The sequence below is a fragment of the Paenibacillus barengoltzii NBRC 101215 genome (assembly GCF_004000745.1).
Lineage (GTDB): Bacteria > Bacillota > Bacilli > Paenibacillales > Paenibacillaceae > Fontibacillus > Fontibacillus barengoltzii.
The window spans coordinates 1-20,512 of the sequence record NZ_BILV01000002.1 but is presented as its reverse complement, the minus strand read 5'-3'; the positions used below and the strand labels follow the sequence as shown (position 1 = coordinate 20,512).

20 protein-coding genes are annotated in these 20,512 nt (G+C 50.9%); 1 reads left to right on the top strand and 19 read right to left on the bottom strand.

Annotation, left to right across the window (positions count from 1 at the left end; all coding sequences use genetic code 11):
* Positions 1 to 31: 31 nt before the first annotated feature.
* The 6 genes from metH to PBA01S_RS01090 all read right to left on the bottom strand — a co-directional run bounded on the left by metH (position 32) and on the right by PBA01S_RS01090 (position 6,335).
* Positions 32 to 3,475, bottom strand: coding sequence for a methionine synthase (metH, locus tag PBA01S_RS01115; RefSeq protein ID WP_127575120.1), 3,444 nt, complete (start codon positions 3,473 to 3,475; stop codon positions 32 to 34).
* Positions 3,476 to 3,748: 273 nt separating this feature from the next.
* Positions 3,749 to 4,165: a FixH family protein gene (locus PBA01S_RS01110; RefSeq protein WP_127575119.1), complete on the bottom strand. Its 417-nt coding sequence runs from the start codon at positions 4,163 to 4,165 to the stop codon at positions 3,749 to 3,751.
* Between the two features lie 64 nt (positions 4,166 to 4,229).
* Complete coding sequence (locus PBA01S_RS01105; RefSeq protein WP_016312041.1) at positions 4,230 to 5,027, bottom strand: HAD family hydrolase; 798 nt, start codon at positions 5,025 to 5,027, stop codon at positions 4,230 to 4,232.
* Between the two features lie 45 nt (positions 5,028 to 5,072).
* On the bottom strand, positions 5,073 to 5,603 hold the full coding sequence (locus tag PBA01S_RS01100) for a hypothetical protein (RefSeq protein ID WP_127575118.1): 531 nt from the start codon (positions 5,601 to 5,603) through the stop codon (positions 5,073 to 5,075).
* 12 nt (positions 5,604 to 5,615) lie between these two features.
* Positions 5,616 to 5,789 carry a DUF896 domain-containing protein gene (locus PBA01S_RS01095; RefSeq protein ID WP_016312039.1) on the bottom strand — a complete coding sequence of 58 codons (174 nt, stop codon included), beginning with the start codon at positions 5,787 to 5,789 and terminating at the stop codon, positions 5,616 to 5,618.
* Between the two features lie 177 nt (positions 5,790 to 5,966).
* On the bottom strand, positions 5,967 to 6,335 hold the full coding sequence (locus PBA01S_RS01090; protein ID WP_016312038.1) for a LysM peptidoglycan-binding domain-containing protein: 369 nt from the start codon (positions 6,333 to 6,335) through the stop codon (positions 5,967 to 5,969).
* 208 nt (positions 6,336 to 6,543) lie between these two features.
* On the opposite strand from PBA01S_RS01090, the gene lexA reads away from it, so the two are divergent.
* Positions 6,544 to 7,170, top strand: a complete 627-nt coding sequence (gene lexA, locus PBA01S_RS01085) for a transcriptional repressor LexA (protein WP_016312037.1) — start codon at positions 6,544 to 6,546, stop codon at positions 7,168 to 7,170.
* Positions 7,171 to 7,286: 116 nt separating this feature from the next.
* Here lexA and PBA01S_RS22645 read toward each other — a convergent pair whose 3' ends face one another.
* From PBA01S_RS22645 to PBA01S_RS01025, 13 genes are all read right to left on the bottom strand, one after another.
* On the bottom strand, positions 7,287 to 7,442 hold the full coding sequence (locus tag PBA01S_RS22645; RefSeq protein WP_016312036.1) for a hypothetical protein: 156 nt from the start codon (positions 7,440 to 7,442) through the stop codon (positions 7,287 to 7,289).
* A 155-nt stretch (positions 7,443 to 7,597) separates the two neighbouring features.
* Positions 7,598 to 8,935, bottom strand: a complete 1,338-nt coding sequence (glnA, locus tag PBA01S_RS01080) for a type I glutamate--ammonia ligase (RefSeq protein WP_016312035.1) — start codon at positions 8,933 to 8,935, stop codon at positions 7,598 to 7,600.
* 23 nt (positions 8,936 to 8,958) lie between these two features.
* Positions 8,959 to 9,369 (bottom strand): MerR family transcriptional regulator, encoded by a 411-nt coding sequence (locus tag PBA01S_RS01075; RefSeq protein ID WP_009226599.1) that lies wholly within the window; start codon positions 9,367 to 9,369, stop codon positions 8,959 to 8,961.
* A gap of 82 nt (positions 9,370 to 9,451) precedes the next feature.
* Complete coding sequence (locus PBA01S_RS01070) at positions 9,452 to 10,705, bottom strand: methionine gamma-lyase family protein (protein ID WP_016312034.1); 1,254 nt, start codon at positions 10,703 to 10,705, stop codon at positions 9,452 to 9,454.
* A gap of 18 nt (positions 10,706 to 10,723) precedes the next feature.
* Positions 10,724 to 12,049, bottom strand: a complete 1,326-nt coding sequence (gene hflX, locus PBA01S_RS01065; protein ID WP_371859486.1) for a GTPase HflX — start codon at positions 12,047 to 12,049, stop codon at positions 10,724 to 10,726.
* A 49-nt stretch (positions 12,050 to 12,098) separates the two neighbouring features.
* A complete protein-coding gene (gene spoVK, locus PBA01S_RS01060; protein ID WP_028537553.1) occupies positions 12,099 to 13,082 on the bottom strand; it encodes a stage V sporulation protein K in 984 nt (327 codons plus the stop codon).
* 108 nt (positions 13,083 to 13,190) lie between these two features.
* The gene (locus PBA01S_RS01055) at positions 13,191 to 13,877 is read right to left on the bottom strand and encodes a YdcF family protein (protein ID WP_016312031.1); all 687 of its coding nucleotides are present in this window, start codon (positions 13,875 to 13,877) and stop codon (positions 13,191 to 13,193) included.
* Between the two features lie 3 nt (positions 13,878 to 13,880).
* A complete protein-coding gene (locus PBA01S_RS01050) occupies positions 13,881 to 14,441 on the bottom strand; it encodes a ribonuclease FAU-1 family protein (RefSeq protein WP_036699214.1) in 561 nt (186 codons plus the stop codon).
* Positions 14,442 to 14,667: 226 nt separating this feature from the next.
* Positions 14,668 to 17,286, bottom strand: a complete 2,619-nt coding sequence (locus PBA01S_RS01045; RefSeq protein ID WP_127575117.1) for a transglycosylase domain-containing protein — start codon at positions 17,284 to 17,286, stop codon at positions 14,668 to 14,670.
* A gap of 362 nt (positions 17,287 to 17,648) precedes the next feature.
* The gene (gene hfq, locus PBA01S_RS01040; protein ID WP_016312028.1) at positions 17,649 to 17,888 is read right to left on the bottom strand and encodes an RNA chaperone Hfq; all 240 of its coding nucleotides are present in this window, start codon (positions 17,886 to 17,888) and stop codon (positions 17,649 to 17,651) included.
* A 24-nt stretch (positions 17,889 to 17,912) separates the two neighbouring features.
* Complete coding sequence (gene miaA, locus PBA01S_RS01035) at positions 17,913 to 18,887, bottom strand: tRNA (adenosine(37)-N6)-dimethylallyltransferase MiaA (protein WP_009226591.1); 975 nt, start codon at positions 18,885 to 18,887, stop codon at positions 17,913 to 17,915.
* Positions 18,871 to 19,656 carry a class I SAM-dependent methyltransferase gene (locus PBA01S_RS01030; RefSeq protein ID WP_028537550.1) on the bottom strand — a complete coding sequence of 262 codons (786 nt, stop codon included), beginning with the start codon at positions 19,654 to 19,656 and terminating at the stop codon, positions 18,871 to 18,873. The genes miaA and PBA01S_RS01030 overlap by 17 nt, the downstream gene beginning before the upstream one ends.
* A gap of 24 nt (positions 19,657 to 19,680) precedes the next feature.
* On the bottom strand, positions 19,681 to 20,512 hold an 832-nt coding region (locus PBA01S_RS01025; protein ID WP_503826047.1), incomplete at its 5' end, for a DNA mismatch repair MutL family protein.

Genomic DNA, 20,512 nt, shown 5'->3' with positions numbered 1-20,512 from the left:
CGGAGGGTTTTGCAAAGGTTGCATGACGGGCTTAGTTCCCGGCTTTGTCCACATTGAAATATTGCGCTTCAGGGTGTGCAAAGACCATCGCTGAGACGGATGCCTCCGGCTCCATCATGAAGCCCTCCGTCAACGTGACACCAATGTCTTCCGGATGCATCAAGTCAAACAGCAGCTGCTGATCTTCGAGGTCCGGGCAGGCCGGATAACCAAACGAGACGCGAATCCCTTGATAACGCGCTCCATGCCGCTGTTTCATCGTCATATTCGCCGGATCCGGGAAGCCCCAAGTATCCCGCATAATATGGTGAACCCGCTCCGCCAGCGCTTCAGCCAGCTCCAGCGCTACCGCCTGCAGCACATGGGAGCGCAGATACTCGCCTTCATTTTTCCATTTCTCGGACAATTCTCGAACGCCTTGCCCTGCCGTTACAACCAGGAAACCAACGTAATCCATTTGCCCGCTGTCCACGGACTTCAGGAAATCCGCCAAACACAGGTAAGGCTCGACCTTCTGGCGAGGGAAGCTGAATCGCTTGAGCACCTTGCCAGGTTCAGCCGGATCATAGATCAGAATATCGTTACCGGATGATTGTGCCGGGAAGAACCGATACATCGCCTGCGTGCGGATGATGCCGTCTGTGACCGCTTCGAGCAGGATTTGATCCACCGTCTCCTTCAGATGAACTGCCTTTGTCTCACCTGCCGCCAGCTGCTGCTCCACAGAACCGCGGAGTCCTAGGTGATGACCTAACAGCATCTGCATGTTGATATAAGGCGTAATGTGACCAATCGGATAATCACGCAGGACGTGACGCTCCAGATCCGGTGGAGTAAATACCGGCGCATCGGTAGAAATCTTGGAACGCTCCACGCGCGTAAGCTCCGGCAGCGGCTCAGCAACGGCTACAGCGCTATCCGCTTCTTTCTCCGCTTCTACTTCCAGGCGAATTTGCTCCCGAGCGACCGGATCCATCAGCTTGTTGGCCAAATCGAGACCATCCATTGCGTCTTTGGCATACAAGACCAAGCCGTCGTACTCTGGCCGAATCCGCGTTTTGGTAAATTTGCGGGTGAGCGCCGCTCCGCCTACAAGGATCGGGACGTCGATGCCGGCATTCCGCAAATCCTGTGCCGTTGTGACCATTTGCTGAGCCGATTTCACCAGCAGACCGGAGAGTCCGATCGCATCCGCTTTCTCCTCCCGATACGCTTCGATAATGCGTTCCGGTGGTACTTTTATGCCCAAATTCACAATTTGGTAACCGTTATTGGACAGAATGATCTCAACCAGGTTTTTGCCGATATCATGAACATCGCCCTTCACCGTTGCCAACAGAATTTTCCCTTTTACGCTGGTTTCATTCTTCTCCATAAACGGTTCCAGGTACGCTACCGATGCCTTCATTACTTCGGCACTTTGCAATACCTCGGCAACGATCAATTCATTGTTATTAAATAACCGGCCCACCTCTTCCATCCCTGCCATCAGCGGGCCATTAATAATTTCCAGGGCGGTATACTTTTTAAGCGCCTCATCAAGATCAGGAATTAACCCTTCCTTGGTTCCTTCTACAACATAGGAAGCCAACCGTTCCTCCAGCGTGAGCTGAGTGGTAGTTACGGCCTTCTCTACCTTCTTGTTCCGGAAAGCTGCTACGAAGGCGGCCAGCGTTTCATCATTCGTATTATAGATCAGTTCTTCCGCCAGACGACGCTCCTCTTCCGGAATTTTTGCATAGCGCTCCAGCTTCTCCGTATTCACGATCGCATAATCCAGTCCTGCTTTGGTGCATTCATACAGGAAAACAGAGTTCAAAACCTCGCGGCCGGCTTCAGGCAAACCAAACGAGACGTTACTGATGCCCAACACCGTATGAACTTTTGGTAATGCCTCTTTGATCAGGCGGATCCCTTCGATCGTCTCCTTGGCCGAACCAATGTACTGCTCATCCCCTGTCCCTACAGGGAATACGAGCGGATCGAAGATGATATCTTCCGGTTGCAGACCATATTTGTTTACGAGCAGATTATAGGAACGCTTAGCAACCTCAAGCTTATCCTCCCGCGTGATCGCTTGCCCGCGTTCATCAATCGTACCTACGACCACAGCCGCACCGTATTTATGAATCAACGGCGTGACGCGCTCGAACTTCTCTTCGCCGTCCTCTAAGTTAATCGAGTTAATAATCGATTTGCCCTGACAATATTGTAGAGCAATATCCAGCACCTTCGGATCGGTCGTGTCAATCATGAGCGGGACTTTGACTTTCTTGACCACCAATTCCAGGAACTTCTTGATATCCTCCGCTTCATCCCGGTCCGGATCCTGGACGCACACGTCGACAACCTGTGCTCCGTTCTTCACTTGCGCCCGGGCGATTTCCGATGCTTCTTCGTATTTGCCCTCCACGATCAGCCGTTTAAACTTGCGTGATCCCAAAACGTTTGTTCGCTCTCCGACCAAGTAAGGTCGGTTTGCTGATTCGATATAAACCGGCTCAATACCGGAAAGTGCCGGCAAATGGCTGCCGTTCAGCTTACGCGGCCGGTAATCCTTCAGCGTGTTCGCTAATGCAGCGATATGAGCAGGCGTCGTACCGCAGCACCCGCCGGCAATATTCAGCCAACCTTGCTCGGCAAAAGCAGACATCTTCTGGGCAAGCGAATCCGGGGACTCATGGTAAGTGCCGTTTTCGTCCGGCAAACCGGCATTAGGGTGACAGCTTACCGCTGCTTTCGCTAGTCCAGACAAAGTGCGGATATGGTCACGCATGAACTCTGGTCCCGTTGCGCAGTTAAGTCCAATGGAGATCGGATTCAGATGTTCAAGCGAGATATAGAAGGCTTCGATATTTTGACCCGCCAGCGTTGTCCCCATCGGCTCGATGGTGCCGGAGATCATCAGAGGCAACGTGGTTCCAGTCTCGGTAAAAGCCCGTTTAATTCCGATACTCCCGGCTTTTACGTTCAGTGTATCCTGTGAAGTTTCCAGCATCAGCGCATCAACACCAGCTTCGATTAACGCCGTAGCTTGTTCCGCATAGCTGGCCGTCAACTCATCGAACGTCACACCGCCAGTAACGGATAAGGTCTTGGTTGTGGGTCCCAGGATGCCTACCACGTAGCGTGGATGATCCGGAGTACTATATTTTTCCGCTGCTTCAATCGCCAGCTTGGCCGCAGCCAAGTTGATTTCACGTGCCTTATGCGGAATATCATATTCAGCCAGCACGACAGATGTCGCACCGAACGTATTCGTTTCTATCAAATCAGCACCTGCCGCGAGATACTTCTCGTGGATGCCACGGATCACATCCGGACGGGTGAGCACGAGCATTTCGTTACAGCCGTCCAGCTCTTCACCGCCGAAGTCGGCTGGAGTCAGGTTTTCCTGCTGAATCATGGTGCCCATGGCGCCATCGAGGATCAATATTCGTTCTTTCATTCTGTCGAGCAGGCTTGGTTTACTCATGTCATGTCCCTCCCGTAAAACGTTAAAATATAGTTTAACAGAATAAAGCGTTGAAGAAAAGAGAGTTCCGTGAAATCTCCAAGTGAAACACTTCATTCAAGATCTTGTTATCCTATCGGTCATCCCTGAATTAAAATCCGAACAACGCTACAAATCTTTTCTTTTAAAGTTCGGAAATTCGCCTTATTAGGAGGATCAATTTAATAGAAAAGCCGCCTTCTCCAAATGGAGAACAGCAGCTCCTTTAACAAAAGCACCGATTCAGTTGTCAGCTTATTCCACCGTGAATTGCTTCGAAGGCATGGAGTGCTGATCGCGAGCCGTAACATGGGAAATCACTTCATAGGTTCCAGGTTCCTTAAAAGTATGCTCCAGCACATAGGTTCCGTTGCCGGCACTCTTCACTTGGACTTGATTGTGCTTTGCGTTATCGTCATTTGTATTCCAAAATTCGAACATAACTTCCTTCGCATCATCCACGTTCTCGCCGTTGTGGGTTACTTTGGCTGTAAACGTCACCGGTTCACCGGCCTTAGCTGCAGCTGGTGTTACGTCCAGCTCAACTTGAATCGGCTGCAGTGCCGCTTCTTCCGCTGAAGCAGACGATGATTCACTACGGCTGCATCCAGCGACAACAATGAGCGCAAGAACGATGGCAACAAGCAGCCCCGTTTTTCCCTTGATTCGCATTCAGATTTCCCCCTTCCACCGCCTAAGAATACCTTACTTCTGATTCACTACAAGCCAACTTGAGTTATGCCAACTTCGCTAAGAGGTCATGAAGTTCGGACAAATGCTTGATCTCATAATCCGGTACGATCTCACCGGTAAGTGTTTTGCCGTCTCGATTAATCCAAACGGCGGTCATACCAACACTTAGCGCACCTTTGATATCCGTCGTCAGCTTATCACCAACCATGATTCCTTCATTCGGTTCGATCCCTAACCGTTCTAAGGCGTGGCGGAAAATGGATGGATCGGGTTTGCCCTTACCGAAGTTTCCGGAGATCACAATCTCATCGAAAAAAGGCGCCAGCTCAGGCACACCATCCAGCTTCTCCTGCTGTAAGGCTGGACAGCCGTTCGTAAGTAACAGCAGCTTCACCTTGCCTTGCAATTCCTTCAACACTTGAAAAGTCTCCTCGTATACATGAGGACGGGCACGCCGTTCGCGGCCAAACTGTTCCGCCAGTTCACCGGACAGTTCCTCGTCATCAACGCCAAGCGCAAGCAGACCGCGCCGCCAGGATTCCTTACGATAGGTTGGAGCTAACTGCTCCAACTGGCGGAATTCCGGTTGTTCTCCAGCAGAGAATGTCGCCCATAACCCTTCAAACGGATTGATTCCAATCATCGTTGTGAAAGGATACGTTTCATAGGATTCATACAACCCCCGAGCTTCCCGGCGTACGGCTTCTTCCAATTGATCGGGGTTTAATCCATCAATTTTCGCCGCAGCGCGTTCACACGTTGCAGCAAAAGCTTCCTTTACGCTTCGCTCATCCCAGAGCAGCGTGTCATCCAGGTCAAAACATACCGCCTTGATTGTCATTCGTCCCAACCTCTCCATTCCTATCGCAAGTGTATTGTATAAGGTTTATTCCTTCACCAGCTTCACATGATGGGTATCAGCATACAACCGCAGGCGTGCAGCCATTGCTTCCGTGTCAAAACGGTTACGGGCGCGGTAGAACACCCACTTCGGTTCCCGCGTCTTCGGTTCAATGACGATTTTGTTCCGGCTCACTTTGATCTTGCTGATGTTACCCGCATCCAACATCCGATCGCGGTTGAACTTCGAAGTGTACAACGAGCTCTTATTCACGCGCAAATAAGGCTTGCGCATGAAAATCACCAGAGCCAGCACGAAATACAAAAAGATCGTTGCCCAGAACAATACCGAATTCACTTCCTCGGTATTCCCGATCAACCCGACCACGGCATACAGCAGCGCTAACAGAACCAAGGCGGTAGGCAAAATGAAGTTCCGCCCTTTAAATACGTCGCCTTCCCCATTTGCTCCAAGTGAAGTACGAGGGTTGCGCGTCCCTTGTCCGACATTGGAACCTTTGCCTTTCTTGTACATTCTTCGTTGATTGCGTTCTACTTTTCGGTCAAACGACCCCATACCTGTTCCTCCCTATTTATCTACAATCTCGATCGACTCGAGCTGTTGCCGAAAATTTCTGCGAACGTTTTGCAGATACGTTTCCCGAAGCTGGGCTCTTTCCAAGAGTTCGTCTTGCGTTAACCCTTCTTGTTTCGCTTTTCGAGCCAGCTCGTTAATCCGCTTAACCAAAGCATCAATATCCATAAATCCACCTGCTTCTTTGATATACTATGCTACCCATGATGTCTCACAGGGCATTAATTCTTACTTTGACATGAGAAAAAGAGCTTGTCAAGGCGCGGCAACCCCTGCCGTAATACCTTAAGACAAGCTCTGTTCGAATACATTGATAAACCTGTGAATTATTTTTTAACGTATGAATTATCTACTGGGCAACATCAACGTATCGCCAGCTTGAATCGCACTGCTGCTCAACCCGTTAGTCCGGATCAGCTTCTGAACATAGACCCTTGTGTCCAGTCCTTGTGGCTTATGTGCTACAGCAATTTCCCACAACGTATCTCCTGGCATAACCACGACATATTCCGGCCGATACGTTCCGTCAGCGTTGTCTGTGGAAGCAGCAAAGGCTTGTACCATTCCAGTACATGTGATGCTGAGGATGATTAAAAGCAGGACGATTTTGGACAATCTACTCTTAAGGAAGACATTCATATGTAGACTTCTCTTCACCGGACGACGAAAAGAAGGTTGTTCATAGATGCTTTGATAAGAACTATATTTCAACATTTCACCATCACTCCAAACAAGTGTTCTGTTTTACATGTATTCAATATAACACGAACATTTGTTTGATTCAATAGTTTTTTCGAACAGTTGTTCTTGTTTTTTTTTAAAGTAGTTCTCTTCTCCCAAACTATTTAGAACTAATGTTTGTACGAACGGAAGTTCTATGTTATAATTTTTCCAAACGTTACTAAATGGGGTTGATCCGTAAATGTCAAAGGTATCGAGCCGGCAACAGGCTATTCTTGAGTTTATTCGCAACGAAGTACGCGCTAAGGGATATCCTCCTTCGGTCCGGGAGATCGGTGAAGCCGTCGGATTGGCTTCCAGTTCTACTGTTCACGGCCATTTAGACCGTCTGGAGAAGAAAGGATTTATCCGCCGCGACCCAACGAAACCGCGCGCCATTGAATTGCTGGGTCAAGAGGAATCGGAGAATTACAATTTATTTGCACACAGCGTGACCCGCGTTCCGATTGTTGGGAAGGTTACCGCGGGCGTGCCGATCACAGCGACAGAGAATATTGAAGATTATTTTCCGTTGCCAGAGCACTACGCAGCGGAAGGGGATGTCTTTATGCTTTCCGTGGTTGGCGACAGCATGATCGAAGCTGGAATACATAACGGGGATTATGTGATCGTCCGCCAGCAGCAGACGGCGAACAACGGAGATATCGTTGTGGCCATGACGGAGGATGACGAAGCAACGGTTAAGACGTTCTATAAAGAAAGTGACCATATTCGCCTACAGCCGGAGAATTCAACGATGGAACCGCTTCGTTTGAAGCATGTAACCATTTTGGGCAAGGTCATCGGCTTGTTCCGCGACCTGCACTAATTTGAAATCTTCCCTTTCGTAGGCCACATAAGATAAGGAAACCGAACAGGACGAAGCGATGCAGTGACTTCCGCTTCGTCCTGTTTACTTTATGGGGAACTTGATGACTTCCCCTCTTACTCCCATTCGAGGTCTAAGAAGCTCATGGGATTATAGCCGTTCTTCTCCCGGCGCCCGCGCGTACCCCACCCTAGCCCCGAACGCTCTGTGATCCACCACTGCTTTAACCGATAGCGACGACGTTGGTATCTTTTTAGTTCGGTTACTGTCATCTGCATGAACCTCCTTATACCTATAAGTTGTCCCAATTCGAGTGAAATCATGGCATTGTTTCGAAATCCAAAAGCTGTAATTCATTCGTCTTCACCATAAAAAAAAGCCAGCCCCTGCTTGAAATGCCGGGAGCTGGCTTGGCTGTGAACCCTGATTAATACAGCGTCATATATTGATCGCGTTCCCATTGGTGAACTTGGGTCCGGAAAATATCCCATTCGATCTCTTTCAATTCGTAGAAGTGAGTTAATGCGTGATCTCCCAGCGCTTCGCTGATGATTTCGCTGCGGAGCAATTCGCCGAGCGCTTCCTTCAAGTCGGATGGAAGACTTGGGATGCCTTCCTCTACCCGCTCTTCTTCAGACATCACATAGATGTTGCGATCAACCGGATCAACCAACGGAAGCTCTTTCTTAATTCCATCCAGTCCGGCTTTCAACATCACAGCCAGAGCCAAGTATGGGTTAGCAGCCGGGTCCGGGTTACGCACTTCGATTCGTGTGCTGAGACCGCGGGAAGCCGGAATCCGAATCATTGGGCTGCGGTTGCTCGAAGACCAAGCCACATAGCAAGGAGCTTCATACCCAGGTACGAGACGTTTGTAGGAGTTTACGGTTGGATTCGTGATCGCTGCAAATGCGCGGGCATGCTTCAGAATACCGGCCATATAATGACGTGCTTCTTTGCTCAAGCCCAATTCATCACTTTCGTCATAGAAAGCATTGACATTGCCTTTGAACAGCGATTGGTGACAGTGCATCCCGGAGCCATTTACGCCAAACAGCGGCTTCGGCATAAACGTTGCATGGAGCCCATGTTGACGAGCAATCGTCTTAACGACCAGCTTGAACGTTTGGATTTGGTCAGCTGCTTTGATTGCATCAGCATATTTAAAGTCGATTTCATGCTGACCTGGTGCCACTTCGTGGTGAGAAGCTTCGATTTCAAAGCCCATTTCCTCCAGGGTCAATACGATTTCGCGGCGGCAGTTCTCGCCCAAATCCGTAGGAGCCAAGTCGAAGTATCCGCCTTGGTCGTTCAATTCGGTTGTAGGGTTGCCTTTATCATCGGTTTTGAACAGGAAGAATTCCGGTTCTGGACCAACGTTCATTGAAGTGTACCCCATTTCCTCAGCTTCCTTGAGCGCACGTTTCAGAATCGCGCGTGGATCGCCGGCAAACGGAGTGCCGTCAGGCATGTATACATCACAAATCAAACGTGCAACGCGATCCTCGGTCACCCAAGGGAAGATCACCCAAGTGTCCAGATCCGGGTAGAGATACATATCGGATTCCTCGATGCGGACATACCCTTCAATGGAAGAACCGTCAAACATCATTTTGTTATCCAATGCTTTCTCCAACTGGCTGACTGGGATTTCTACATTCTTGATCGTTCCCAGCAAATCCGTGAATTGCAAACGGATAAAGCGTACATTTTCTTCCTTAGCAATCCGCAAAATATCTTCTTTGGTGTATTGCTTGTTACTCACCCTAACCTCTCCCAACGTTTAGATTATTTTTTGAAAAACCGAGACAACTCACCTTGGAGCAAAGAAACTTGTCCCGGTTTGCTCCCTGACACCAGTTGCTGCTTCAACATCCGGTAGATCTGGGAATCTGTCATTTCCTTTCGCTTCTCTTCCGTGTCCTTCGTGATGACTGTCGCATCCTGGGACTCCCGAGACATCGGATTCATAACCTGCTTGATTCCCGCGATATTGACACCTTTGTCGATGAGACTCTTGATTTCCAGTAACCGCTCGACGTCATTCAGAGAAAACATCCGCTGATTTCCCGAGGTACGTGCGGGTACGATTAATTCATGTTGCTCGTAATATCTTATTTGTCTTGCCGTTAAATCCGTAAGTTTCATGACGATACCAATAGGAAACAAGGCCATATTTCTGCGAATTTCCTCACTCATCGCTATCAACCTTCCAGTTAGATTATCATGACCTTATCATATGTTAGTTATCCTAACATGTCAATAGATATGTTAGGATAACTTACAACAAGTTGCGGTCTTTCATCGTCTGAAGTGCGGTGAGCAGGCCAAATTTAACATGGGAATACGTTAAACCACCTTGCATATACGCGATATATGGCGCACGGATCGGAGCATCGGCAGACAATTCCAGGCTCCCGCCCTGGATAAATGTCCCGGCCGCCATGATCACCGGGTGGTCATAGCCCGGCATATCCCAAGGTTCGGGCACTACGTGGCCGTCCACAGCAGCTGCCCGCTGAATCCCCTGAACAAATGCTATTAATTGCTCTGGGGCGTCAAAGGCAATCGCCTGGATGAGATCGGTACGCCGATCCTGCCAAGCCGGCCGGCTTCGGAATCCTGCCCGCTCAAACAATGCTGCAGCCAGGATAGAGCCTTTAACGGCTTGTCCGACGATCGTTGGAGCCAGAAACAAACCTTGATAAATGCCTCGCGTCGTTCCCAGCATCGCTCCCACCTCGCTGCCAATGCCCGGTGCAGTTAACCGGTAAGATGCGAGAGTGACCAGATCCTGCCTTCCGCAAATGTATCCACCGGTTTCTGCCAAGCCGCCTCCCGGATTTTTAATCAGCGAACCAGCCATCAAATCGACACCAACCTGTGTTGGTTCCTGTTCCTCGGTAAATTCACCATAACAGTTGTCTACAAAGACGATCAGATCCGGCTTGATTGCTTTCACTTGGGCAACCATCTCACCGATCTGCTCAACGGAAAAGGAATCCCTCCAATCGTAGCCGCGCGAGCGCTGAATCCCAATGACTTTGGTCTTATTGGAAATTTTGGTCTTCACGGTGTCCCAGTCGACTGTGCCGTCAGCCAGCAATGCAGCTTCGTGATACCGGATACCATAGTCCTGCAACGAGCCGCTGCCGTCACCCGGCGTTCCAATCACTTTATGTAGTGTATCATATGGACGCCCCGTAATATAGAGCAGTTCGTCCCCGGGACGCAAGACCCCGAACAACGCTGTAGCGATTGTATGCGTGCCGGAAGCGAAATGCGGCCTTACCAGTGCGGCCTCCGCTCCAAAAACGTCCGCATAAACCAGGTCCAAAACTTCACGACCCCGATCATTATAAGCATAACCGGTGGAACCGGCAAAGTGAAAATCGCTGACTTGATGACGTTGAAAAGCTTCGATAACCTTCCATTGGTTGTGATCGACGATCCGGTCGACCTCCCGGAACCGGCCTTCCACCTGACGTTCAGCGGCTTCCAGCCAATGTACGATTTCTTCCGAAAATACTGCCATTGTTACGTAATCTCTCCCTTAATCTATTCCATCGTTTGTCGTGTTATCCTCAGGGGCTTCTTGCTGTGGAATGAGAAAAGGAGCTAAACGATAACCGTACTTCTCGAAATCGGCTTGATTCACATCAATTTCGTAAATGAGGTCTTCGTCGTCGATCTGCTTGTCCACTACTTCGCCAATTCGGTATAACACAGAAGCGAGATCCCCGCGTTCTGCAGGAATCCGATACGACTTGGTGCCGCCGGACAGCTTGCGCTGTACGGCTTCGCGAACCGCAGCCAAGTCGCGTTCATCAAACGCGGATATCTTTAAATAACCCTCGCCCGCCGGCAGCATCTCCAGCTGCTCCGGTGGACAAAGATCTTTCTTATTAAACAACATGATTTGCGGCTTTCCCCCAGCTCCCAAATCATTTAAAATCCGATCCACGACCTCGATTTGCTCCTCACGCATCGGGGATGAGGCATCCACGACGTGGAGAATCAGGTCCGCTTCGTTCACCTCTTCCAGAGTGGCACGAAAGGCAGCAACTAGGTCGTGCGGCAGATTTTGAATAAATCCGACCGTATCGGTCAGCACCACTTCTTTGCGACCTGGCAACGGGAACAACCGGGTGGTCGGATCCAGCGTTGCGAACAGCCGGTTTTCCACGAAGACATCCGCTGAGGTTAACGCCTTAAGCAGTGTAGACTTTCCCGCGTTGGTGTAACCTACCAGGGCAATTTGCACTACACCGCTCTCCTTCCGGCGCGCTCGATGCAGTTGCCGATGTCTTGTGACTTCCTCCAGCTGACGTTTTAATTCACCGATCCGCCGGCGGATATGGCGGCGATCCGTTTCCAGCTGGCTTTCCCCGGGGCCCCGCGTACCAATCCCGCCGCCGAGACGGGACAGATTCTTGCCATGCCCAGACAAACGCGGGAGCAGGTAGGTGAGCTGCGCTAACTCGACCTGAATGATCCCCTCCCGCGTTTTTGCCCGTTGCGCAAAAATATCCAAAATCAGCTGAGTACGGTCGATAATCTTCACGTCCAGCATCCCTTCCAGATTGCGCACCTGCGCTCCGGACAGCTCTTGGTCAAATATCGCCGTATTCGCCCCATGCTGCGTGATAAGGTCACGAAGCTCCAACACTTTCCCTTTCCCAATCAACCAGCGGGGATCGGGCTTCTCCCGATGTTGGACGACCGTTCCTGCGACCTCAACCCCGGCTGTTTCGGCCAGCTGTACCAGTTCGGCCAGGGAGTAGTCCGAATTTATTCCATTTTGCTTCGTCTCCGATGTAACCAAGCTAACTAAGATAGCTACATCTGGTTGGTGGGTCGTCGTTTCATGCAATTGCATCTTCGACATGATCACTGCTCCTTCAAAGGGATCCCAAGCGATACTTCCATTAAGTTTTCTTCACATCCAGCTTCAAGTCTTCGGTTCGAATAGTCATCAGCTCCAGCTTACCTGGTGAACCACCGCCATATTGATTCAGCAACCGCACCGCCTGCTGCCGGACAGACCGTTCAATGATGTTGCGAACATAACGAGCATTGCTGAACACCTGATCACTTTCACATTTTTCACGCAATAAATGTTGCTTTAATTTGAGTATCGCCTGCGGCATCAAGATATAGTCCCGCTCTTTCGCCATCCCTTCGGCAATTTGAATCAGCTGATCGATTGTATAATCCGGAAAATCCATCTGAATCGGGAATCGAGACGGCAGTCCCGGATTGGTGGACAGGAAAAAGTCCATTTCATCGGAATATCCGGCAAGAATTAAGATAAATTGGTTTTTATGATCCTCCATCGCTTTGACCAACGTATCGATGGCTTCTTTGCCGAAGTCCTTCTCTCCACCGCGCGCCAAACTGTACGCCTCATCGATGAACAAAATGCCGCCCAGTGCTTTTTTGACTAAGTCGCGCGTTTTCTGCGCCGTATGGCCGATATATTCGCCGACCAGATCGGCACGCTCAACTTCAATCAGATGCCCTTTACTCAGCACGCCCATCCGTTGAAACATTTTCGCGACAATACGTGCTACTGTCGTTTTTCCGGTACCCGGATTCCCTTTAAACACCATATGGTATACTTGGGAACTCGACAACAATCCCGCTTCCGAACGCATCGAGGCGATTTGCAGAAGCGCATAAATCTCGTACATGAGCTCTTTAATATGATCTAAACCGACCAGGTGATCCAGTTCCTTCTGGATTTCGGCAAATATCCCTTGCTGCGGCAAACCTTTGGCTGACACCTGAGGTTCGCTATCGGCAATGGCCTGCGAGACGACAGGCGGCTCGGTATTGCGGAGAATCACGTTGATCTGACGCGACGGTCTCTCATCGGAAGAGCCGTTTCTGGCCATGACACGCCCGGACATAGGTAATCACCTCTTTATAAGGGTAGGGCTGAGAGGAAGAATAAATCCCAATCTACGGAACACACATCTAAATGTATTCTCTCTCCCTGTCCGTTATTAGAAGTTTTGTCATGAGATCAGACCGATGGCTAATCCTATTTGATCGAGCTTCCATTTCGTATACGCCAAAATCTCCCGGAACGTGTTGGGAAGCGGCTTCAGCACCTTTGAAGAAATCAGCGACAGGCGAGGTTGCTCGTAATTTAGCGCTTGCGCGATTTCATAAGCACGGTTTCCATGAAACGTGTGGGTCACGATCAGAACGGATGTAAACCCCCGTTCTTCTAGGATCTCCTGGCTAAATTTCAGATTCTCATAGGTACTGGTCGCCTTGTTCTCAAGCAGCATCTTCTCCCGCGGAACTCCCTGCTGCTCCAAGTAATTTGCCATCCCTTCTGCTTCGGTATAGTTGGAGGTTGCCGTATCCAACCCACCGGTCAGCAGAAACCATTGAAATTTGCCCGCCTTGTAATCCCTCAGGCTTTGATCCAGCCGCTCCCGGAGACCTGGACTCGGCTCGTCCCCCCAAAGCGCGGCTCCCAAGACAATGCCCACCTCTGCCGGTTCGGATAAATCAGAATTCGCCGCCGGATTCCGCTCGATGCTGCCGATCTGAGCTAGTACGTACAACATCCATCCGATCCCCAGCGAAATCACGACCAGCCCCCAGCGGAAGATCCGTTTCCTCACACGCCCTTTGCGCTGGTTGGGCCGCAGCGACATCCGCATCATTTCGTTAGGTTTGGCATTACGCATGGTTTATCCCCCCGATTGATTCGGTTCCGAAGTCATAAATCCGCTCTGATAATGATCTAGAGACAGGCGGAAATAGGGAAAACGCCGCTCCTTAATGTCATGAAGTAATCGCTGAGCCGTTTCCGTTGCCAGATCATAGTCTTTTACCGATATAAGTCCTTTCGTTAAAGCTTCATCCAGCTCGTCTTCATCCAAAAGAAACACTTCACGATTTTTGAGTACGACGATATCCAGGTACAAATCATCAAACCAGGGCACTCCCTGATCGGTCACGCCTTGGGTCTTACAAACATCGATGTACCACTCCACGATCTCACCTTGATCATCAAACATCGCCGTCACAACGAAATGGGCACCTTTGGGATAGTACTGCAGCCAAGTATAGCCCTTGTCAGCGATCCGAAAAGTATGTCCCCCGTAGGTTTTCCATAACGGATCACGCAAGGCGAAAATACTGTACAGCGTAACATATCCCGTAAACTCATCGCTCTCCACATACTTGGATTTGAATTGACGATGAGTCACACGGCGCCAATTCGCACGGTCTCCGAATTTTCGCTTCATAAATAAGATCCCTTTCAACACAATGTAATAACAGCTTACCATATTTGAAAGAGAGTCACAAAAGCCATTTTCCCATGAAAAGAACGCCTGTCAACGTATATCCAAGGTAGACTAATCGTGTTTTGCAGAAGTGTTTCTTGATTTAACAGAAAAAACAACCCCCAGTCACGCCTATGCGAGAGCTGAGGGTTGTTTGGCTTGAACATAAACATGGGATGACTAGCCGTTATCCACCAGCCCCTACGGTTCCATCCGTAGTTCCTGCTGGAATATCCGTGTTGCCGGTTCCGTCCCCGCCATCGGCCGATGGAACGATCACACCTCCGTCATCATCATCCATAGGCAAATCATCCATTGGGTTTCCGGTGTTGTCTCCCCCGTTGCCTTGGCCGTTACCGTTGTTCCCATTCGGACCACCATTTCCGTTCCCATTGCCATTTCCGCCATTGTGATGGCCATTTCCATTCCCTGGACCATCCCCTGGACCGTTGCCTGGCGGGAACCCTTGATCTCCACCTCCGCCATCAGGCAGATTGGGATCTAGTGGATTATTCGGATCCGGACCCACAGGCGTTTCGTCGTCGGTTGGCGGTTCCACGCCGTCGATCAGCACTTGCGCAGTGTTCGAAGGTTCGCTCTCTACCGCATTCACCGGATCATACGCCGTGACGTAATACACATACCCAGTACCCGGTGTGACGCTGATATCTTCAACGTCCGTCGCCACGGAATCCAAAATATGAGTGAAGGTCGTTTCAGATGCCTCCCGGCGGTAAATATGATATACCGTGTCCGGAGTTTCAACGCCAGTCCAGCTGAGGGATACCGCACCGGTATCCGGATTATAGACGGCATTTAAACCAGTTGGAGCGGCGATTTCCGGCTCATCAGGCTTATCCGGCTGCAAGTTCTGCGGAACCGGGAACTGCTTCACCGGCTCGCCCTTCAATGCCTCCTTCATAACGGCGGCGAACAAGGCTGCGGTCTGGCCGCTGCTTCCGTTCAGCAAATGATTTTTGTCCGGCTTATCGTATCCCATCCATACTGCTCCGGTCCATTCTGGGGTATAGCCCACAAACCAGACATCGCGGTTTTTGCTGCTCTTCAGCCCAGGAATCCCGTGCTGCGTAGTCCCAGTCTTACCGGCCACCGGACGGTCTAACTTCGCGCGTTTCCCGGTACCGTCATTCACGACGTTTTGCATCATGGTCGTCATGTAATAAGCCGTTTGCTCACTGATGACCCGTTTTGACTTAGGCGCATTGTATTTATATTTCTCCACGCCATTATGGTCAACGATTGATTTGATCGAATAAGGCGGATTATACAAGCCGCCATTAGCGAAAACGCTGTAAGCGCCGGCCATTTCCAACGTGTTTGTGCCGTAGGTTAAACCGCCCAATGCGATGGCCAAGTTGCGGTCATTTTTGTCCATTTTTATGCCCATCGCCTCGGCATATTTGACCCCGGTGCTTACGCCAATTTCATTCAGCAACCAGACGGCTGGGATATTCTCGGACTTCGTCAACGCGTCCGTCATATTAATCGTCTTCGAATACCCATGCAGGTTCGTTGGGCAATAATCGCCAAAACACTGCTTCTCATTGCTGATCTGCGAGTTTGGCGTAAATTTGCCGGATTCCAGAGCCGGTGCGTACGATACGATCGGCTTGAACGCCGAGCCCGGTTGACGGCGACTGTCCAGTCGGCTGAACCCTTTGCGCTGATAATCCCGGCCGCCCAGCAAGGCGACGAGACTCCCATTTTGATGGTTCATGATAACCATCGATGCCTGAACTGGCTGGTCATCTTTGCTCTTCTCAAAAAAATCGTCGTTCGCGAAAGCTTTCTCCAACGCTTTCTGCGCTTGTGCATCCATCGTCGTGTAGATCTTATATCCGCCGCGGTTCAACTCGTCCTCGGTTAGCCCAAATTTCTCTTCGGCTTCTTCCACGACATAGTCTTTAAATGCGAGATAGCTTTGATTGGTAGCCGGCGGCTCGTAGTTGTAATCCACCGCCTTCGCTTCATCCCGTTGCTCCGCTGTAATATAACCTTCCTGATACATCAGCTCGAGTACCACGGCACGGCGTTCTTTAGAAAGCTCAGGGTTTTTTAGCGGATTGTATCGAGACGGCCCCTTTGGCATCGCCGCTAGTGTAGCCATTTCCCACAAGTCAAGTTCATTCAAATCGCTTTTGCCGAAATACCGGATCGAGGCGGCCTTGATTCCATAGACCGTCCCCCCGAAGTTGATTCGGTTCAAATATAAGGTTAGGATTTCATCCTTCGTTCTGCGGCGTTCCAAGGCCAAGGCAATCGACATTTCCGTTGCCTTCCGGAAGAAGGTTTTGTCCGAGCTTAGGAAAATGTTCTTGGCTAACTGCTGGGTGATCGTACTGCCGCCTTCAACCAACGAGCGGGCGATGATATCTTTCACAGCCGCACGGCCGATCGACCATAAATCCACACCCTTATGATCGAAGAAACGGCGGTCTTCCGTTGCCACGAACGCTTGCTTCAACAGCTTCGGAATCTCGTCCGATTCCACGGGTTCACTCTTATCGATGGACAATTCGCCCATCAGTACCCCTTTGCGGTCATACACCTTCGTTGTTTCATAATCCGTCAGCTTGTCCCCATTTTCCATCAGGATCTTCTCACCGCTGACCGTAATGTACATATAGCCTGCAATTGCGCAGAAGACCGCAAAAGCAATCGTAAAAAATGAAGTCCACAACACGCGTTTGGCCGTCAGCCTTTTCTTTTTATGAGCTTTCGGCGCTTTGTTCTTTTTGTCCGGCTTACCGCTTCGTTGCAGTCTTGATGGCCTTTGGCTAGACATGGTTTGTTCTGACTCCCTTCCTGCCATTTCACTTAAGTCGATGTTCAAAGATCGGCCTTTGCGGTTTGTTCTCTCTATCCTGTGCGTGAATGGAAATTCCCAACCACGAGCAGTGTTCAGTGGCGTAAGGTGCAGCCCCTTCCACTTTGAACCTATCATATCACCGCTCAAGCGTTCGTTCGATGACGGAATCGATGATATCCGAGTGATTTTTGAACATCACCTGACCGAATAACAATTTCGGCAGACCCTAAGCTTCTGGCTTAAAAGTGCCTGGAAAGAAAAGAACAACCTTGGTTCAGGTTGCTCCATCTTCATCCTATACTCTTAACGTATTGAAGTTCAAAAAGTTTCAGCCTGAGTTAATCCTCGTTTTGCGATTCCTGCATGAGCGATACATTCCGCTGCGGCTGGAACGTCGAGATCGCGTGCTTGTACACCATTTGCTGGCGGCCATCGCTGTCAATGACGATCGTGAAGTTGTCAAATGCTTTAATCGTCCCTCTGATCTGGAAGCCGTTCGTCAAAAATACGGTGACCGGGATGCTCTCTTTCCGTAATTGGTTCAAAAATGTATCCTGGATGTTAATGGTCTTATTCATAGCCGTACCCCCAATAGGAATCAATTAGTGTTTAGAATTATATTCAAGATCAGCGGGAAACTTTCCTGCTATTATAGCATGCGCTGACGCCAAAATCTCGGAAAAATTTTCGCCGTCGCCGACGTCAATCCATTGGATATCCTTCATATGGCGGAACCAGGAAAGCTGTCTCTTGGCAAAGCGGCGCGTATCCCGTTTCAACTTCTCGACCGCAGCATCCAACGGAACGCCGTCCACCAGATGTTCAACAATTTCTTTATACCCCAGACCTTGCATCGAAACGGAATCGCGGCTGTATCCTTTCTGCAGGAGTCCGCGAACTTCATCCACAAGGCCAAGCCGCAGCATCTCGTCAATTCGCCGTTCAATACGGTTATAAAGCATTTGGCGGTCCATTGTCAAACCGATGAGGCAAAGCTCGTAAGGGGATTGCTTCTGCTGTTTCTCCAGCTGGGACGATAAGGTCTCCCCCGTGATATGAAAAATCTCCAACGCCCGGATCACCCGACGCACATCATTCGGATGCAGACGTTCTGCAGATTTGGGATCGACCTCCGCCAATTTGGCGTGCAACGCTTCGACCCCGTGAGTTTCAGCGAACGCTTGCTGCTGAGCACGAAATTCTTCATCTGCCCCCGCTTCCGTAAATTGAAACTCATAACAGACCGATTCAATGTAGAGCCCCGTCCCGCCAACGATAAAGGGCAAATGCCCGCGTTCGGTAATCTCTGGGATCAGCTTGCGGCACCACTCCTGAAATAATGCGACGGAGAACGGTTCGTCGGGATCCAGCACATCGATGAGATGATGCGGAATGCCGCCCATTTCTTCCTTGGTGATTTTAGCGGTGCCGATGTCCATTCCCCGGTAGACCTGCATGGAATCGCCGGAAATAATTTCGCAAGACAGGTCCCGCGCCAGCTCGATGCTAAGCTTCGTTTTGCCGACCGCCGTTGGGCCGAGCAGCACAAGCAGTTTCGGTTTATCGTTTCGGGTCAAGCGAAATCACTCCATAGGCAATTTTGGTGTGGGAGCGGTTGATCGCCTGAAACCCCAGTCGATCAAATTCGCTGCTCCCGCGCTTCTCTTTCAGCACTACCGCTTTTCGAGCAACCCGGCAAGCCTCCTTCACCGCCTCCGGATCAAGTTGATTTGGATTCGCAAACGCTCGCAGCGGTGAAATGGACGACGATTCCGTGATCGGATCGCGAAACATCGGGTCGAAGTAGACGATATCTGCGCTCTTGTCGGGCATCGCCCGAAGCGCGTCCAAGTGGTTCGTATGTATCGGTTCGATCCGCCGCAACGCTTCGTCAAAAGCCGGCAGACCGGAGACGTAGTGCTTCAGCCCCTCGTACAGCAAGGCCCAAAGCGGCAAGGAATCCTCCAAGGCCAGCACTTTACCGTCAGCCCCTGCGGCAATCGAAAAGATCATCGCATCTGCCCCAAGTCCTGCCGTACCATCGATGATGACATCGCCCGGTACCACACCGGCCGCATCCAGCATCGCATCGTTTTCTCCTTTAAACAGCCGTTTGGCCCGTACAAACGCCATGCTGGGGTGAAACGTCATCGTCTCTCGGCCAGTTCGATGCAGACGGGCGCCTTGCTCCAGGACCACCAGAATATCGCTGTCGCCATGGCGTTCGGCCAACCGAGCCAGTGAGGTCCCGCTGCGCGGGATATACGGAACGCGGGCCAGCTGGGCCAGTTCTTGTGCGCGGCGTACGGCAGCGGGTGATTCATGGTCTCCTGTGGTAATTAACATGATGAATTCCTCCGTTTGCGTTCGTTACATGACCCGCTTGAACAACTTCTCCAAATCGTACGTAGAGAAGGAAACAATGATCGGCCGCCCGTGCGGGCAGGTATATGGCTGTTTGCAGGCAGCCAGTCGGCGAAGCAGCGTGTTTGCCTCTTCCGGCGTCAGCTTCTGGTTCGCCTTGATCGAAGCTTTACACGAGACCATCGTGGATGAAGCTTCACGCAGCTTGGCCAGGTCAATGGCCCGTTCGTTCAGCACCCATTCGGCCATTTCTTCAATAATGCTTGCTTCTTCTCCTTGCGGGAACCAGTACGGATGCGCCACCACGCGGAAGGTACCGCCTCCGAAATGCTCAAGAACAACCCCCACCTGTTCGAACCAGTGCAGCCGCTCCTGCAGCTTCGCGCTGTCCGATGGGGTAAATTCCAACGTAATCGGAATAAGCAGCTCTTGTGAAGCATCGGCCGGCCGCCCAAACTTCTCGTAATAGTACTCGTAATTTACGCGTTCATGGGCGGCATGCTGGTCAATGATGTAAAGTCCCTGATCGTTCTGGGCGATCAGGTAGGTCCCATGATGCTGTCCGATCAAGGACAGCTCAGGAAACGCCGGAAGCTCCGGCGCCGCCGCAGGCGAGCCGTACAACGCTTCCGGCATCTCTTGCAGCCGCTCGCCACCCCCATAGGTGGCGGCGTTAGGTTGGCCAAGCCTGCCTTGCGGCTTGGCCGAGCTTGGCGCGGCGCCGTACGTGCCGGCGCCGGCGCCCCGCTCCCGCAGCGTCAGGCCATCGGCCGCTGCGGGGGGATAGGCGGCGCTGCGCGGCAGCGCGCCGCCGTCAACAGGCGCACCAGCTGCGCTG